This window comes from Chromobacterium violaceum ATCC 12472 (assembly GCF_000007705.1).
Taxonomy (GTDB): domain Bacteria; phylum Pseudomonadota; class Gammaproteobacteria; order Burkholderiales; family Chromobacteriaceae; genus Chromobacterium; species Chromobacterium violaceum.
This window is the reverse complement of record NC_005085.1, coordinates 3,127,324-3,146,459: the sequence shown is the minus strand read 5'-3', so window position 1 is coordinate 3,146,459 and position 19,136 is coordinate 3,127,324. Positions and strand designations below refer to the sequence as shown.

The 19,136-nt window shown below is 60.9% G+C and carries 3 protein-coding genes; all 3 read left to right on the top strand.

Going from position 1 to position 19,136, the window contains the following annotated elements:
* The first annotated feature begins 24 nt into the window (after positions 1-24).
* Genes CV_RS14055 through CV_RS23610 form a run of 3 tightly spaced genes read left to right on the top strand, consistent with a single transcriptional unit; the run spans position 25 to position 18,920 of the window.
* Positions 25-7,146, top strand: a complete 7,122-nt coding sequence (locus CV_RS14055) for a filamentous hemagglutinin N-terminal domain-containing protein (RefSeq protein ID WP_011136419.1) — start codon at positions 25-27, stop codon at positions 7,144-7,146.
* A 9-nt stretch (positions 7,147-7,155) separates the two neighbouring features.
* Complete coding sequence (locus CV_RS23615; RefSeq protein ID WP_227590093.1) at positions 7,156-18,681, top strand: hemagglutinin repeat-containing protein; 11,526 nt, start codon at positions 7,156-7,158, stop codon at positions 18,679-18,681.
* The gene (locus CV_RS23610; RefSeq protein ID WP_011136417.1) at positions 18,678-18,920 is read left to right on the top strand and encodes a DUF7683 domain-containing protein; all 243 of its coding nucleotides are present in this window, start codon (positions 18,678-18,680) and stop codon (positions 18,918-18,920) included. The genes CV_RS23615 and CV_RS23610 overlap by 4 nt, the downstream gene beginning before the upstream one ends.
* Positions 18,921-19,136: the final 216 nt, after the last annotated feature.

Below are 19,136 nucleotides of genomic sequence, written 5' to 3'. Positions count from 1 at the left end.
GTCCCGTCTTATTGAGCTGACATCATGAACAAACACCTTTATCGGATCATCTTCAACCAATCCCGCGGCCAACTGATGGTGGTGCAGGAGGATGCCTGCGGACAGGGCAAGGGCAATGGCGCCGAGGGCGTCGCCGCTACGCTGGCGGCGGCGTGCAAGGCATTCTCGCTGCGCCTGAGCGTGCTGCTGATCGGCCTGGGGCTGGGCAGCAGCGCCTTGGCGGCCGACATCATCGCTGATCCCAACGCCGCGGCAGGCAAGCAACCGGGCGTGATCCAGTCGGCCAACGGCTTGCCGGTGGTGCAGATCGCTGCGCCGACCGCCGCCGGCGTATCGCACAACCAGTACCAGCAGTTCAATGTCGGCCCCGGCGGCGCGCTGCTCAACAACAGCGCCACTCTGGTCAATACCCAGCTGGCCGGCTACATCAGCGGCAACCCCAATCTGAAGAACGGCAGCGCCCGCATCATCCTCAACGAAGTGACGCAGCCCAATCCGTCGCAGCTGCGCGGCTATCTGGAAGTGGCCGGCCAGCGCGCGCAGGTGGTGATCGCCAACCCCTGGGGCATCACCTGCAGCGGCTGCGGCTTCATCAATACTCAGCAGGCCACGCTGACCACCGGCACGCCGCAACTGAACGCCCAGGGCGAGCTGACCGGCTACCAGGTGGCCGGCGGCCGCGTTAGCATAGACGGCGCCGGCCTCAACGCCGCCAATGTCGACAGCTTCGCCATCATCAGCCGGGCGGTGTCGATCAACGCCAATCTGTACGCGCAGAAGCTGGACCTGGTGCTGGGCCGCAACCAGGTGGACACCGCCACGCTGGCGGCCCAGCCGTTGGCGGCCAGCCCGAGCGACGCCCCGGCTTTCGCGCTGGACGTGGCGCAGCTGGGCGGCATGTACGCCAACGCGATCAAGCTGGTGGGCACCGAGAAGGGGGTTGGCGTCAACCAGCTGGGCACCATGGCGGCCCAGGCTGGCGATCTGCAGCTGACCAGCGCCGGCGACCTGGTCCTGCGCGGCCAGACCCACAGTCAGCAGAACCTGATTCTGCAGGCGGATGGCCAATTGCGACATGACGGCGTCACCCGCGCCGAGGGTTCGATCCAGGCCGATATCGCCGGCCAGACCGCCCTGCACCAGGCGCTCAGCGCCGGCGGCGACCTTACGTTGAACACAGGCTCGCTGCAGGGGGACGGCGCGCTGGCGGCGGGGGCCCTGGCCGATGGCAAGCTGACCGAGCACGGCCGGCTGGCGGTGACCAGCGCCGGCGCACTGCAAGCCAGCGGCCAACTGCTGGCCGGCGGCGACGTCAGTCTGAAGGCTGGCCAGGCCGACCTGTCCCAAGCCACGGTCAGCGCCAGCCACGGCGCGCTGGACATCCGCGCCGCCGGCGACGTGAACGCGCAGCAGGCCCGGCTGAGCGCTGCCGGCGCCGCCCGACTCACCATCGATGGCCAGCTCGACAACCGTAGCGGCCAGCTCGCAGCCACCCAGGTCGACCTGCAACTGGGCGCGCTGGACAACAGCCAGGGCAAGATCGTGCAGAGCGGGCAAGCCGACTCGGCCTGGCGCATCAACGGTTCCACCGATAACCGCCAGGGCGTGCTTGCCAGCGCCGGCCATGATCTGAAGCTGCAAAGCGGCAATCTGGACAACCGCGGCGGCGAGATCAGCCATGCCGGCGCCGGCGCGCTGCGCCTGAGCGCGGACGCGCTCGACAACCGCGAACAGGGCCGCATCGCCAGCGACGGCCGGCTGGACGCGCAGGCGGCACAACTGGACAACCGCCAGGGGCGGCTGGTCGGCGTCCTGTCGGCGTCCGTCGACGCGCGCCAGCAGCTGAATAACGAAGGCGGCGTGCTGGGCAGCGACGGCGCGGTCAAGCTGGGTGCCGGAGGGCTCGACAACGGTGCCGGCTTGATCCAGTCCGGTCAGGACCTGCAGCTCACGGCTAATAGCCTCACCAACGCCGACAAAGGCCAAATCCTGGCCCTCGGCAAAGACGCGGCGAGCAAGGTGGATGTCAGCGGCGAGCTGCACAACCAGGGCAAAGTCGCCGGCAACGCCGATCTGACCGTCAACGCCGCCAGCATCGACAACAGCAAGGGCACGCTGCAGGCGGCGGCTGGCTTGAATCTGACCAAGCAAACCAGCCTCACCAACGACGGCGGCCACATTGCAAGTCAGAGCCTGAAACTGAACGCCGACAGCCTGAGCAACCAGGCGGGCGAGATCTACGCCCAGCAGCAACTGAGCAGCCAACTGAAGACCCTCGACAATGCCAAGGGCAGCGTCATCGGCGGCCAAGGCGTCGACCTGACGGTGACCGACCAGTTGCATAACGATGGCGTGGTCGGCAGCGACGGCCAAGTGAAGCTGACCGCCGGCGCGCTTGAGAACGCCGCCGGCACCATCCAATCCGGCAAGGACCTGCAACTGACCGCCGCGTCGCTGACCAACGCCGACAAGGGCCAGATACTGGCCCTCGGCAAAGACGCGGCGAGCAAGGTGGATGTCAGCGGCGAGCTGCACAACCAGGGCAAGCTGGCCGGTAACGCCGACCTGACCGTCAACGCGGCGACGATTGATAACGCCAAGGGCACCTTGCAGGCAGCGAACCATCTGGAGTTGAACAAGCAAAGCAGCCTGACCAACGATGACGGCCACATCGCTGGCCAGAGTTTGACGCTGAAGGCCGATTCGCTCAGCAATAAGAGCGGCGAACTGTACGCTCAGGGCCAGCTCACCAGCCAACTGAAGACGCTCGACAACAGCCAAGGCAGCCTGATCGGCGGCCAAGGCGTCGACCTGACGGTGGCCGACAGCCTGCATAACGACGGCGTGGTCGGCAGCGATGGCCAAGTCAAACTCAATGCCGGCGCGCTGGAGAATGCCGCTGGCACGATTCAATCGGGGAAAGATTTACAGCTCACGGCGTCAAGTCTGACGAATGCTGACAAAGGCCAGATTCTGGCGCTGGGCAAGGACGCCGCCAGCACTGTTGACGTCAGCGGCGAGCTGCACAACCAGGGCAAAGTCGCCGGCAACGCCGATCTGACCGTCAACGCCGCCAGCATCGACAACAGCAAGGGCACGCTGCAGGCGGCGGCTGGCTTGAATCTGACCAAGCAAAGCAGCCTGATCAATGACGGCGGCCATATTACCAGCCAGAGCCTGAAACTGAACGCCGACTCGCTCAGCAACCAGGCGGGCGAGATCTATGCCCAGCAGCAACTCACCAGCCAGTTGAAGACCCTCGACAATGCCAAGGGCAGCGTCATCGGCGGCCAGGGTGTCGACCTGACGGTGACCGACAGCCTGCGCAACGACGGCGTGGTCGGCAGCGACGGCCAAGTGAAGCTGACCGCCGGCGCGCTTGAGAACGCCGCCGGCACCATCCAATCCGGCAAGGACCTGCAACTGACCGCCGCGTCGCTGACCAACGCCAACAAGGGCCAGATCCTGGCGTTGGGCAAGGATGCCGCCAGCAAGGTGGACGTCAGCGGTGAGCTGCACAACCAAGGCAAGTTGGCCGGTAACGCCGACCTGACCGTCAATGCCGCCAGCATCGACAACAGCAAGGGCACGCTGCAGGCGGCCAGCCATCTGGAGTTGAGCAAGCAAAGCAGCCTCACCAACGATGGCGGCCACATCGCCGGCCAGAGTTTGATGCTGAACGCCGACAGCCTGAGCAACCAGGCCGGCGAGATCTACGCCCAGCAGCAGCTGAGCAGCACGCTGAAGACGCTGAACAATGCCCAAGGCAGCCTGATCGGCGGCCAGGGTGTCGACCTGACGGTTTTTGACCAGTTGCATAACGATGGTGTGCTGGGCAGCGACGGCCAAGTGAAGCTGAGCGCCGGCACGCTGGAGAACGCCGCCGGCACCATCCAGTCCGGCAAGGACCTGCAGCTTACCGCTAGTAGCCTGAGCAACGCCGACAAGGGCCAGATCCTGGTGTTGGGTAAGGATGCCGCCAGCAAGGTGGACGTCAGCGGTGAGCTACACAACCAAGGCAAGTTGGCCGGCAATGCCGATTTGACCGTCAACGCGGCCAGCATCGACAACAGCAAGGGCACGCTGCAGGCGGCGGCTGGCTTGAATCTGACCAAGCAAAGCAGCCTGATCAATGACGGCGGCCATATTACCAGCCAGAGCCTGAAACTGAACGCCGACTCGCTCAGCAACCAGGCGGGCGAGATCTATGCCCAGCAGCAACTCACCAGCCAGCTGAAGACCCTCGACAATGCCAAGGGCAGCGTCATCGGCGGCCAGGGTGTCGACCTGACGGTGACCGACAGCCTGCGCAACGACGGCGTGGTCGGCAGCGACGGCCAAGTGAAGCTGACCGCCGGCGCGCTTGAGAACGCCGCCGGCACCATCCAATCCGGCAAGGACCTGCAACTGACCGCCGCGTCGCTGACCAACGCCAACAAGGGCCAGATCCTGGCGTTGGGCAAGGATGCCGCCAGCAAGGTGGACGTCAGCGGTGAGCTGCACAACCAAGGCAAGTTGGCCGGTAACGCCGACCTGACCGTCAATGCCGCCAGCATCGACAACAGCAAGGGTACGCTGCAAGCGGCCAGCCATCTGGAGTTGAGCAAGCAAAGCAGCCTCACCAACGATGGCGGCCACATCGCCGGCCAGAGTTTGATGCTGAACGCCGACAGCCTGAGCAACCAGGCCGGCGAGATCTACGCCCAGCAGCAGCTGAGCAGCACGCTGAAGACGCTGAACAATGCCCAAGGCAGCCTGATCGGCGGCCAGGGTGTCGACCTGACGGTTTTTGACCAGTTGCATAACGATGGTGTGCTGGGCAGCGACGGCCAAGTGAAGCTGAGCGCCGGCACGCTGGAGAACGCCGCCGGCACCATCCAGTCCGGCAAGGACCTGCAGCTTACCGCTAGTAGCCTGAGCAACGCCGACAAGGGCCAGATCCTGGTGTTGGGTAAGGATGCCGCCAGCAAGGTGGACGTCAGCGGTGAGCTACACAACCAAGGCAAGTTGGCCGGCAATGCCGATTTGACCGTCAACGCGGCCAGCATCGACAACAGCAAGGGCACGCTGCAAGCGGCCAGCCATCTGGAGCTGAGCAAGCAAACCAGCTTGATCAACGACGGCGGCCACATTGCAAGTCAGAGCCTGAAACTGAACGCCGACAGCCTGAGCAACCAGACGGGCGAGATCTACGCCCAGCAGCAACTGAGCAGCCAACTGAAGACCCTCGACAATGCCAAGGGCAGCGTCATCGGCGGCCAAGGCGTCGACCTGACGGTGACCGACCAGTTGCATAACGATGGCGTGGTCGGCAGCGACGGCCAAGTGAAATTGAGCGTCGGCACGCTGGAGAACGCCGCCGGCACCATCCAATCCGGCAAGGACCTGCAACTGAGCGCATCGTCGCTGACCAACGCCGATAAAGGCCAGATTCTCGCCCTGGGCAAAGACGCGGCGAGCAAGGTGGGTGTCAGCGGCGAGCTGCGCAACCAGGGCAAGCTGGCCGGCAATGCCGATCTGACCGTCAACGCGGCGAGCATTGACAACAGCAAGGGCACGCTGCAGGCGGCTAGTCATCTGGAGCTGTCGAAACAATCCAGCCTGATCAACGACGGTGGGCATATCGCTGGCCAGAGCCTGAAACTGAATGCCGACAGCCTGAGCAACCAGGCCGGCGAGATCTACGCCCAGCAGCAGTTGAGCAGCACGCTGAAGACGCTGAACAATGCCCAAGGCAGCCTGATCGGCGGCCAAGGCGTCGACCTGACGGTGGCCGACAGCCTGCATAACGACGGCGTGGTAGGCAGCGATGGCCAAGTCAAACTCAATGCCGGCGCGCTGGAGAATGCCGCTGGCACGATTCAATCGGGGAAAGATTTACAGCTCACGGCGTCAAGTCTGACGAATGCTGACAAAGGCCAGATTCTGGCGCTGGGCAAGGACGCCGCCAGCACTGTTGACGTCAGCGGCGAGCTGCATAACCAGGGCAAAGTCGCCGGCAACGCCGATCTGACCGTCAACGCCGCCAGCATCGACAACAGCAAGGGCACGCTGCAGGCGGCGGCTGGCTTGAATCTGACCAAGCAAAGCAGCCTGATCAATGACGGCGGCCATATTACCAGCCAGAGCCTGAAACTGAACGCCGACTCGCTCAGCAACCAGGCGGGCGAGATCTACGCCCAGCAGCAACTGAGCAGCCAACTGAAGACCCTCGACAATGCCAAGGGCAGCGTCATCGGCGGCCAAGGCGTCGACCTGACGGTGACCGACCAGTTGCATAACGATGGCGTGGTCGGCAGCGACGGCCAAGTGAAGCTGACCGCCGGCGCGCTTGAGAACGCCGCCGGCACCATCCAATCCGGCAAGGACCTGCAACTGACCGCCGCGTCGCTGACCAATGCCGAAAAAGGCCAGATTCTCGCCCTGGGCAAAGACGCGGCGAGCAAGGTGGATGTCAGCGGCGAGCTGCACAACCAGGGCAAGCTGGCCGGTAACGCCGACCTGACCGTCAACGCGGCGACGATTGATAACGCCAAGGGCACCTTGCAGGCAGCGAACCATCTGGAGTTGAGCAAGCAAAGCAGCCTGACCAACGATGACGGCCACATCGCTGGCCAGAGTTTGACGCTGAAGGCCGATTCGCTGAGCAATAAGAGCGGCGAACTGTACGCTCAGGGCCAGCTCACCAGCCAACTGAAGACGCTCGACAACAGCCAAGGCAGCCTGATCGGCGGCCAAGGCGTCGACCTGACGGTGGCCGACAGCCTGCATAACGACGGCGTGGTAGGCAGCGACGGCCAAGTGAAGCTGAGCGCCGGCACGCTGGACAATGCCGCCGGCACCATCCAATCCGGCAAGGACCTGCAACTGACCGCCGCGTCGCTGACCAACGCCGACAAGGGCCAGATCCTGGCGTTGGGCAAGGATGCCGCCAGCACTGTTGACGTCAGCGGTGAGCTGCACAACCAAGGCAAGTTGGCCGGCAACGCCGATCTGACCGTCAACGCGGCGAGCATTGACAACAGCAAGGGCACGCTGCAGGCGGCTAGTCATCTGGAGCTGTCGAAACAATCCAGCCTGATCAACGACGGCGGCCATATCGCCGGCCAGAGTTTGAAGCTGAACGCCGACAGCCTGAGCAACTAGGCGGGCGAGATCTACGCCCAGCAGCAACTGACGAGCCAACTGAAGAGCCTGGATAACCGCCAAGGCAGCTTGATCGGCGGCCAGGGTGTCGACCTCACCGTTTCCGACCAGTTGCATAACGATGGCGTGGTCGGCAGCGACGGCCAAGTGAAGCTGAGCGCCGGCACGCTGGAGAACGCCGCCGGCACGATTCAATCGGGGAAAGATTTACAGCTCACGGCGTCAAGTCTGACGAATGCTGACAAAGGCCAGATCCTGGCGCTGGGCAAGGATACGGCGAGCAAAGTGGATGTCAGCGGCGAGCTGCATAACCAGGGCAAGGTCGCCGGCAACGCCGATCTGACCGTCAACGCTGCGACGATAGACAATGCCAAGGGCACGCTGCAGGCGGCTGCAGGCTTGAATCTGACCAAGCAAACCAGCCTCACCAACGACGGCGGCCACATTGCAAGTCAGAGCCTGAAACTGAACGCTGACAGCCTGAGCAACCAGGCCGGCGAGATCTACGCCCAGCAGCAACTGACGAGCCAACTGAAGAGCCTGGATAACCGCCAAGGCAGCTTGATCGGCGGCCAGGGTGTCGACCTCACCGTTTCCGACCAGTTGCATAACGACGGCGTGGTCGGCAGCGATGGCCAAGTGAAATTGAGCGTCGGCACGCTGGAGAACGCTGCCGGCACCATCCAGTCCGGCAAGGATCTGCAGCTCAGCGCATCGAGCCTGACCAATGCCGAAAAAGGCCAGATCCTGGCCCTCGGCAAAGACGCGGCGAGCAAGGTGGATGTCAGCGGCGAGCTGCATAACCAGGGCAAGATCGCCGGCAATGCCGATCTGACCGTCAACGCGGCGAGCATTGACAACAGCAAGGGCACGCTGCAGGCGGCTAGTCATCTGGAGCTGTCGAAACAATCCAGCCTGATCAACGACGGCGGCCATATCGCCGGCCAGAGTTTGAAGCTGAACGCCGACAGCCTGAGCAACCAGGCGGGCGAGATCTACGCCCAGCAGCAACTGACGAGCCAACTGAAGAGCCTGGATAACCGCCAAGGCAGCTTGATCGGCGGCCAGGGTGTCGACCTCACCGTTTCCGACCAGTTGCATAACGATGGCGTGGTCGGCAGCGACGGCCAAGTGAAGCTGAGCGCCGGCACGCTGGAGAACGCCGCCGGCACGATTCAATCGGGGAAAGATTTACAGCTCACGGCGTCAAGTCTGACGAATGCTGACAAAGGCCAGATCCTGGCGCTGGGCAAGGATACGGCGAGCAAAGTGGATGTCAGCGGCGAGCTGCATAACCAGGGCAAGGTCGCCGGCAACGCCGATCTGACCGTCAACGCTGCGACGATAGACAATGCCAAGGGCACGCTGCAGGCGGCGGCTGGCTTGAATCTGACCAAGCAAAGCAGCCTGATCAATGACGGCGGCCATATTACCAGCCAGAGCCTGAAACTGAACGCCGACTCGCTCAGCAACCAGGCGGGCGAGATCTATGCCCAGCAGCAACTCACCAGCCAGCTGAAGACCCTCGACAATGCCAAGGGCAGCGTCATCGGCGGCCAGGGCGTCGACCTGACGGTGACCGACCGTCTGCACAACGACGGCGTGGTAGGCAGCGACGGCCAAGTGAAGCTGAGCGCCGGCACGCTGGAGAACGCCGCCGGCACCATCCAATCCGGCAAGGACCTGCAACTGACCGCCGCGTCGCTGACCAACGCCGACAAGGGCCAGATACTGGCCCTCGGCAAAGACGCGGCGAGCAAGGTGGATGTCAGCGGCGAGCTGCACAACCAGGGCAAAGTCGCCGGCAACGCCGATCTGACCGTCAACGCCGCCAGCATCGACAACAGCAAGGGCACGCTGCAGGCGGCGGCTGGCTTGAATCTGACCAAGCAAAGCAGCCTGATCAATGACGGCGGCCATATTACCAGCCAGAGCCTGAAACTGAACGCCGACTCGCTCAGCAACCAGGCGGGCGAGATCTACGCCCAGCAGCAACTGAGCAGCCAACTGAAGACCCTCGACAATGCCAAGGGCAGCGTCATCGGCGGCCAAGGCGTCGACCTGACGGTGACCGACCAGTTGCATAACGATGGCGTGGTCGGCAGCGACGGCCAAGTGAAATTGAGCGTCGGCACGCTGGAGAACGCCGCCGGCACCATCCAATCCGGCAAGGACCTGCAACTGAGCGCATCGTCGCTGACCAATGCCGAAAAAGGCCAGATTCTCGCCCTGGGCAAAGACGCGGCGAGCAAGGTGGATGTCAGCGGCGAGCTGCACAACCAGGGCAAGCTGGCCGGTAACGCCGACCTGACCGTCAACGCGGCGACGATTGATAACGCCAAGGGCACCTTGCAGGCAGCGAACCATCTGGAGCTGAGCAAGCAAAGCAGCCTGACCAACGACGGCGGCCACATCGCCGGCCAGAGTCTGAAACTGAACGCCGACAGCCTGAGCAACAAAGCCGGCGAAATCTACGCGCAAGGCCAACTGATTAGCCAGTTGAAGATGCTGGACAACAGCCAAGGCAGCCTGGTTGGCAGCCAAGGCGTTGATCTTATGGTGACCGGTACGTTGCACAACGACGGCACCCTGGGTAGCGATGGCCAGGTCAAGCTGAGTGCGGGCGAACTCGATAACGCGACCGGCACCATCCAGTCCGGCAAAGACCTGCAACTGACCGCACAAAGTCTGAGCAACGCCGACAAAGGCCAAATCCTGGCTCTCGGCAAAGACGCGGCCAGTACGCTGACGGTGAGCAACGATCTGCACAACCAAGGCAAGATCGCCGGCAACGGCCAGTTGGATGTCAACGCGGCGGCGGTGGACAACAGCAAGGGCACGCTGCAAGCGGCCGGCACGCTGAACCTCACCAAGCAGGCTAGCCTGACCAATGATGGCGGCCACTTGGCAGCGCAGAGCGTGAAACTGAAGGCTGACAGCCTTAGCAACCAAGCCGGATCAATCTATGCGCAAAGCCAGCTGACTGCCCAACTTGGCACGCTGGACAATACCAATGGCAGCTTGGCCGGGGAGCAAGGCTTAAATCTTGGCGTGCAGGGGCGTCTGCATAATGACGGCTCGCTTGGCAGCGATGGCCAAGTCATCCTGGCGGCGGGCGCGCTGGACAACGGTGCCGGCACCATCGTGGCGGGCAAAGACTTGCAATTGACAACGTCAACGCTCGCTAACGCCAACAAAGGCCAAATCCTGGTGCAAGGACAGGACGATGCCAGCGCGGTTCGCGTTGATGGCCAACTGAGCAACCAAGGCAAGATCCTGGCGGCCAGTGATTTGAAGGTCCAGGCCGGCGCACTCGACAACAGCCAGGGCACGCTGCAATCGGTCAAAGCATTGACCGTGGACGCCCAGAAAACGTTGGCGAATACGGGCGGCCATATCGCCGGACAAAGCCTGAGCGTCAGCTCGGATGCATTGAATAATCAGGCGGGAGAGTTGTATAGCCAGCAAGCTTTGGATGGACGGTTCCGCCAGCTTGGCAACAGTCAGGGCAGCGTGGTTGGTGGTCAACATTTAGCGCTGAACGTGAAAGAGGGACTGAACAACGGGGGCATGCTAGGCAGCGGAGGTCAAGTACAGCTGACTGTCGGCCAGCAATTGGATAATGGCAACGGTACGATCCAGGCGGGCCAGGATTTGCAGGTGACCGCAGATAGCTTGAGCAATGTCGGCCAGATCGCCGCCTTGGGCCAAGCTGGCAGCCAGCTGACTGTGGCCCACAGCCTTGGCAATCAAGGCAAGATTATCGGTAATGGCCAGTTGGACATCAACGCGTCGACGGTCGACAACAGCAAAGGCACGCTGCAAGCAGCCGGCGCGCTAAACCTAACCAAGCAAGCCAGCCTCAGCAACGACGGCGGTCACCTCGCGGCGCAAAGCCTGAATATCAAAACGGACACCTTGAGCAATCAAGGCGGCGATATTCGCCAGACCGGGACCGGCGTGGCGCAGCTGCAAGTGGGACAGAATTTCAACAACCAGCATGGCCAAGTGCTCAGCAACGGCGCGCTCACCGTTAGCGCCAATCGATTGGATAACAGCCAAGGCACGCTAGCCAGCCAGGGCGGGCTGCAAACACAGTTGCGGCAAGACCTGAACAACCAGGGCGGCGCGCTGTTGAGCGCGCAGGCGCTGAATCTGAGCTTGCCGGGTGCGATAAACAATCAGCAAGGCCAGATTCAGGGAAATAGCCTGCAAGTGAACGGTGCAAGCCTGGACAACCGCGGGGGAACCGTCAAAGCCATAGGCAATGGCGATCATCAACTGCATCTCGCTGGCAAGCTAGACAACTCCGCCGGTGGCGCAGTGTTGAGCAATGGCAACCTAGACCTCAAGGCAGACCAGCTTGATAACCGCCAGGGCAGCTTGCAAGCCTCAGGCTTGCTGAATGCCCGAGTCGGACAAGACCTTTCGAATCAGGGAGGGCAACTGTTGGCCGGCCAGTTGCAACTGGACGCCAACAATCTGTGGAATCAGGGGGGCAAATTGGGCCAGGCCGGTACGGGGCAGACCTTGTTGACCCTGCGTGGCCAGTTGGATAACAGCGCGCAGGGCAAGATCACCTCCAATGGCCAGCTCACTCTAAGCAGCGGTGATATCAACAACAACCAGGGCGTACTCAGCAGCCAGGGCGACCTCGTCTTGCATGGCGGCAATCTGATCAATCGCCAAGGTACGCTGGGCAGCCAGGCCGCGCTGACCGTATCTGCCGGCCAGATAGACAACGATGGTGGCTTGGTGCAAGCCGGCCGCGTTTTGCAATTGGATGCCGCCAATCTGAGCAACGGCGGCGGGCGCGTGCTGGCGCTGGGCGACGGCGACAGCCGGTTGACCGTGCAAGGCCAACTGACCAGCGGCGGCGCAATCGCCGGCAACGGCAATCTGCAACTGAGCGCGCAACGTTTCGACAACAGCGGCAGTGTGTATAGCCAGCGCAGCCTGGGCGTCAACACCGCAGCGCTGGGCAGCGTCGGCACCTTGCTGGCGGGCCAGGATCTGAATCTGGGCTTGCAAGGCGATTTCATCAACAACGGCGGCTTGCAGCTGCAAGCCGGCCGCAACCTCAGCATCAGCGCCAGCGGCAATCTGGTGAACAACGGCCAATTGCAAAGCGGCGGCAGCTTGAGCCTGTCGGGCCTGAACTGGACCAATAACGGCAGCGTCAGCATAGGCGGCACTTTCAGCACCCATCTGAGCCAGAATTTGTATAACTACGGCACGCTGGGCGCGGACGTGCTGGATTTGAACGCGGCCAATGTGACCAATGCCGGCTCGATCACGGCACGTGATATATCGATTCGTTCCGGCAATCTGGACAATAGCGGTGGCCGAGCCCTATTGGCGTCGGCGGGCAATATGGCGCTGAATATCGGCGGCACGCTGAATAATCATGACGGCGCATGGATTTATAGTTTAGGCGATATGCGGATAGGCCAATCCGGGGCGCAGGTTGGGCAAGTGCTCAATCACATTGCGACCTTGCAGTCGGATGGGAATATGTATATCGAGGCGGGGAGACTTCAAAACAGTACTTCTGCTCCGACCTTCCACATCGAGCAAAAAACAGAAAATGATAGATATGACCCTATAATTGTTCAAGATCGTGGGCCGCGTGGTCAGATCGAAATGACTACTCATTCGGTTGGAGCCTATGTAAGCTACGATGAGGTTAGTATTGATGTTTTGGATTCCAAAAATAATCCTGCCCGTATTTTAGCCTCTGGAAATATTATTGTTAATGCAGGAGAGATTAGTAATGAGTATAGCAGTATTAATGCGGGTGGGAGTTTGATTTCTGTTTCCAGTGTGCCATTCAAGAATGTTGGAAAGGAATTAAATAAAACAACACGGCATGTTGAGACGACAGTTTGTGACGGTGGGGATTTTTCGATTCGTCCCGGGGAGTGTTCCCCATCGGAATGGATTGGAGATGTTGCTAAGATTAAAATCGGCTCCGTGGACGCTATCGCCCAAGGCAATAACCGCCTCTATATTCAGGCACCGGCCATTTACAACACCAATAAAGGCTCGGTGAATGTGCCCTCCAGCCAAGGCAGTCAATTGTCGAATGGCAGCCAAATAGGTTCGGCTTCGGGTTCTAGCGTGCAAGGCGCGGGTGGGGGGGCGGCGGCAGACGGACAAACCCTGCGCGCAGCATCAGGAGAGAGGCCGTCGGGCGGTTCTGTCGCCCGCGACGTGAATGCCGGCGCGGGCGCGGGTCAGGCTTTGAATGGCCAAGTCAGCCAGGCTGCGGGCGTCAAGTTGGAAGGCAACGCCGCCAGCGGAGAGACCGGCAGGCAGTTGCAAGGCAAGGTAGGCGCGGCGCAAGGCGGGGCGCTGCAAGGCGAAGGCCCGGCGGCGCAAGCGGGGCAGACGCTCAATGGCTCAGGTCAACAGCAGATTGCCGGCCAGCGGCTGAGCGGCGTGGTCAATCGCGTGGATGGCGCGGCGGTCGGCGGCAAGTCGTTGCCAAGCCAGAGCAGCCAACACACAGGCCCGTTGGCGGGGCAAGAGGTAGAGGGCAGCGCGGGGCAATCGCTCGCCGCCGCGCGGCTGGATGAGCAAAATGGTGCGCATTTGGCGGGCGAGGTCGGCTCTCTGTCTGGACATGCCTTGAGCGGTGCCGTATCCGCCATGACCGGCGGCGCAATGGGCGGCAAAGCATTGGGACAGGCCGCAGGCCAGGCGCTGCAAGGCAGCGTGGGCGCAAACGACGCCGCTAAGCTGGCGGATGGCGTGGTATCCGCGCTGTCCGCCGCGCAACTGGGCGGCCAGGCGGAAGGCCCGGTATCGGCGGCGTCATTGGGCGATAGCGGGATAAAAGCCGCGGCGGGGATGTCTTTGTCCAAGGTTTTGTCCGCCGTGCCCGCCATGCAGCAAATGGTTCTTGAAATCGCGGGCGTGAAAGCGGGCAACCCGGTGGCGCATGGTTATCAAGCGCCGGACAATGGTCTTTTCCATTCCAAACCCGCGCCCAGCCAACCCTATCTGGTGGAGACCAATCCGCAATTCACCCAGTATGCCAAGTTTGTTTCCTCCGATTATCTGCTCAAACAGCTGAGCTATGACCCCAACACGGTTTCCAAGCGTCTGGGCGATGGCTTTTATGAACAGCATCTGGTTAGTAAGGCCATCACCGATATGACGGGCAGAATCTTCCTGCCTGGCTATGGCAGCGCGATGGAGCAGTACCAGCAGCTCATGAATCATGGCGCGCAGTACGCGCGAAAGTTTCAGCTTACGCCGGGCGTGGCGTTGTCCGCCGAACAAATGTCGCAATTGACCAGCGACATGGTTTGGCTGGTGAAGCAAACGGTTAATGATCAGGACGTTTTGGTGCCGGTGGTGTATCTGGCCAATGCCGATAAAAAGTCATTGCTGGGCCAGGGAGCGGTCTTGGCAGGCAGCAATATGACCTTGCTGGCGGATGGCAACTTGGTCAATAGCGGCGTGTTGCAGGCCGATGCCACGCTGTACGCCAAAGCAGGCGATATCCACATCGAAGGCGGGGCGGTCAAGTCGGCGGGCGACCTGAGCTTGAATGCGGCGAATAACATCATCGTGGCGGACGATATCGCGTTCAGCAAGGATGGCGTCAAGATTGAAGCGGGCAATCTGCAGATGATCGCCGGCAACGACCTGAAGTTCCGAGCCGCGGATGTGAAGGTTAGCGGCAATGGCTGGCTGCAAGCCGGGCATGATATTGAAATCGGCAGTCGGCAAGACAGTTATGCCGCCTTGAGCGACGACAAGGGCGGCGCCTACAGCTGGACCAAGAACACCGGCAGCGGCTTTAACTTCGGCGGCACGCTTGGCGCCATGGCGGGCAATGACATTTCGCTGATCGGGTCCAGCGTCAAAGCGGATGGCGGCGTGCAAGCCAAGGCCGGTTATGACATCAATATCTTGTCTTCGCTCGATACCAGCCAAGGAAACGGCAGCGAAGGCTGGGGCTGGAGAAGCAGTTCGTATAACTATGACCGAAAACAACATAATGCCTCTGTGTTGAATGGTGGCGGCAATGTCGCGTTGCAGGCCGGCAATGATCTGACGGTGCTTGGCTCCTCGGTACAATCTGGTGGCTTATTGACTGCCCAAGCAGCAGGCAATATCACGGTGCAGTCCGAAGTGGACAGTAACCGCTTCCAACTCAATGGACGCGGTAGCTCGCACGATTGGCAAAACGACAGGCTTAACGTCGCAGGCCTGTCCGCCAAGGGCGACATGTTGCTGCGCGCCGAAGGCGACGCGGTGCTGAATGGCGCCAATCTGGCCAGCGGCGGCAAGTTGGCTCTATCTGCGGTAAATGACATCAAGCTGGGTGCGGTGGCCACTGAGCGGCGGGATGACAACAGTTGGGGGGAAGAAGTCCGCAACAGTTACGACTTAAACCAGCATGGCACTGCCATCCACGGTGAGACCGGACTGCTGCTGAAGGCTGGCCGCGATATCAATACCCAGGCGGCGTCCATGACCAGCAATGGCCAAGGCCTGTTGATGGCTGGCCGCGATGTCACCCTGGGCAGCGCGGTGGAGCGCCACAGCGATTACAGCAAGACCGTGCACCACTCCAGCGGCTGGTTCAGCAGCAGCACCACCACCGACATCGTCGCCCACGACAGCACGCATGAGGCGGGCAGCACGGTATCGGCAGATACCGTCATCCTCAAGGGCCAGCGCGACATCAACATCCACGCCAGCCAGGTGGCGGGCAGCGGCGACGTGACGCTGGATGCCGGCCGCAATCTCAACATCACCTCCGGCACCGATACCAGCCGCCTGTTCCAGTACCACAAAGAGGAGACCTCCGGCCTGTTCTCCGGTGGAGGCCTGGGCTTTACTATCGGCAGCAAGGAACTGACGCAGCAACTGGATGGCGCGGGCACCACCCAAAGCCAAAACCGCAGCCTGGTGGGCAGCATCGGCGGCAATCTCAGCATCAAGACCGGGGACACCTTCACGCTGCAAGGCAGCGACGTCACCGCCGGCGGCAACCTGTATCTGGACACCAAGAAACAGAACCTCGACGTGGCGGTGGACACCTGGCACAGCGTGCAGAAGACGGAGAGCAAATCCAGCGGCCTGACCGTGCAACTGACTAGTCCGCTGATCAGCGGCGTGCAGGCCATGGCTTCCGCGGCTGATACTGCAGCCAAGAGCAAGGATGACCGCGTCAAGGCCTTGTCCACCACCGCCGCCGCGCTGGCTGGCTACAACAGCTATACCGCCTATCAGCAGGCGATGAAGGGCACCGATCCGGGCAAGCAAGGTTATGGGGTCAAACTGAGCATTTCAGTGGGCGGCAGCCATAGCGAAAGCACCACCGTCAGCGACAGCCATACCGAAAGCGGCAGCCTGCTCAAGTCCGGCGGCACGCTGGTGGACCTGGCGCATGGCGCCGGGCAGGACAGCACCATCAGCGGCAAGGGCGCGCAATTCGTCGCGGGCAAAGACCTCACTCTGCAGGCCGAGGGCGATATCAAGCTGCTGGCAGCCAAGAGCACCAGCAGCGAGCACACCACCAGCAGTTCCAGCAGCGGCGGCGTTGGCGTCGCCTTCGGAATGGAACAGGGCAAGGGCGCGTTTGCCGGCTTCAACGTCAACGCCAGCATGAGCCGCGGGCATGTGGACGGCAATGGCAGCCAGTACCAGTTGAGCGAACTGAACGCCGGCGGCAAGCTCAATTTGGTGTCCGGCGGCAACGTCACGTTGCAAGGCATCGTCAAGGGCCAGCAAGTGGTGGGCGACATTGCTGGTAACTTGAAAATAGACAGCCTGCAGGATACCAGCACCTATCACAGCCAGAGCCAGACGCTCAGCGCGGAAGGCACGTATGGCGCTGGCTTCAGCGGATCCATCAGCTACAGCCAGCAAAAGATGGATGCCGACTACGCCAGCGTGCAGCGCCAATCCGGCATTCAGGCTGGCGATGGCGGCTTCCAAGTCAAGGTCGGCGACACCACCACCTTAAACGGCGCGGCCCTCGCCAGCAGCGACAAGGCAGTGGCCGATGGCAAAAACAGCCTGCAAACCGGCGCCTTGGTGCTGAAGGACATCGACAACCACACCGACTACAGCGCTAGCAGCACCAGCGTGAGCGTAGGCACGGGGGGGCCGGGTGGCGGTTTGCCGATGCAAGCGTCTGGTCACGATAGCAGCACCACCCGTGCGGGGATCAGTGGCGGCAGCCTCATCATCACTAATAACGCGCTTCAGGAAGTGCAAACCGGCCAAACCGCGTCCCAGGCCGCAGCCGGCGCCAATCGCAACGTCAGCAGCGACAAGGACGGCAGTGGCAAGCTGGCCAACAACTTCGACGCCAATCAGGTGCAAGGCCTGTTCGACGCGGCCAGTGCCTTGAATCAGCAGGTCAGCACTTTCATCTCCAACAAGATAGAAGCGGCCAAGGAGGCGAAGGAAGCGTTGAAGCGCGCAGAAGACAGCGGTCTGTCGAAGGACAGCGATGAGTACCATAAGCTTCAGCAGGCTGCTATCGACACTGAGGCGGATGCCGCCAAATGGGCGCCCGGCAGTAAAAATGGTCAAGTGACGACAGCTATCTTGGCAGGTATCACCGGTAACCTAGCCAATGGCTTGACCGGCATGGCGCAGAATGCGGGCTTGGCATACTTGCAGGGAATGGGGGCGCAGGAGGTAAAAGCTTATTTGCAAGACCTCAGCAACCATGGCATGCCGGAAGGACAAACGGAAGCCCTGCGTACCGTGTTGCAGGCTGCAGTAGGTTGCGCTGGAGCTGCGGCGAGCGGACAAAATTGTGGCGAGGCAGCTGCGGGGGGAGCTTCCGCAGTGGCGTTGAACAATGCGTTGAATGTGCTGCAGCATCTCAAGCCGGAAGACATGAATGCCGAGCAGAAGGTAGACCGTGAAAATCTGGTCAATACCCTGGTTACGGGTGTGGCGCTGGGGACGGGGGGCGCTTCGACTGCCGCGACGACGGTGAACGCGGCGAAGACAGAGGTTGAGAATAACTCTTTACTTCTGGGCTTGGGGGAAGGATTCCAGGCTTTGGAGGCGGGCTCTGCCCTCAATGCCCGATTGCCGGGTAAGAGTACGACTAAGATAGATGCTGAATTGGATGGTAAGCCAAGCTCGGCAGAAAAGATTGATAAATGGCTTAAAGATACTTGGGATGGTGCGGTTGAGGCGAAAAATAAGCCTGGGGAGTTTGCTGATTGGGTTTTGGAAGGTTTTGGTATAACAAAGCCAATTGATCCAAACAGCTATGAAAATGGAGATCATAAATATGTTCCTAGGCCGGATGTGTCAGATATTACTGGAGTCGATGGGCTTAAACGAGATCGCCCGAAAACACCAGTTCAAGGAGGAGGGGGGCTGCGTCCGAGATGGAAAGATGAAATGGGAAATATATATGAGTGGGACTCTTATCATGGTGAACTGGAAAAGTACAATAAAAATGGAAAGCACCTCGGTGCTTTTGACTACAGAACAGGGCAGCAGATAAAACCACCGGAACCCGGTCGAAAGGTTGAGAAATGATTAAGCGTTATGTTTCGGTCTACAATGAAAATACAGATGAGCTTGTGGGTGAGTTTCCGGTTTCTTCTGATCAGGCATTGACTGTATTAATCTCGTTGTATGGTGATCAAGTTAATGATCCTGAGTTTTATGCTGAGTATCCTATTGATGGCACGGTTGCTGCTGGTTTGCTGAGGCTGGAAAATTTAGCTATTGAGATTGCTGGAAAGGATTGTGTTTACTATTTGACGTGTGGGTGATAAATTTAATGCTAATTGTTGCTCTAGTTTTTCAGGTTCCCCGAGCAAGATCTCACCTGTAGAGCTGACATTTGATAAATCTACGCAGACGTGAACATCGCCGGCTGGGCTTGATTATGGACTTGGTTCAGTTCACGGTTAATCGTATAAACCGCGTACCCCGGATATCTTCGCTATTTTGACACTGCGGCGGCACTCCCGACTTTTTCGGGATTT

Bases quoted from the DNA above. Each gene is read 5' to 3' on its own strand.
- CV_RS14055 (WP_011136419.1), top strand. From the start codon at position 25: ATGAACAAACACCTTTATCGGATCATCTTCAACCAATCCCGCGGCCAA.
- CV_RS23610 (WP_011136417.1), top strand. From the start codon at position 18,678: ATGATTAAGCGTTATGTTTCGGTCTACAATGAAAATACAGATGAGCTT.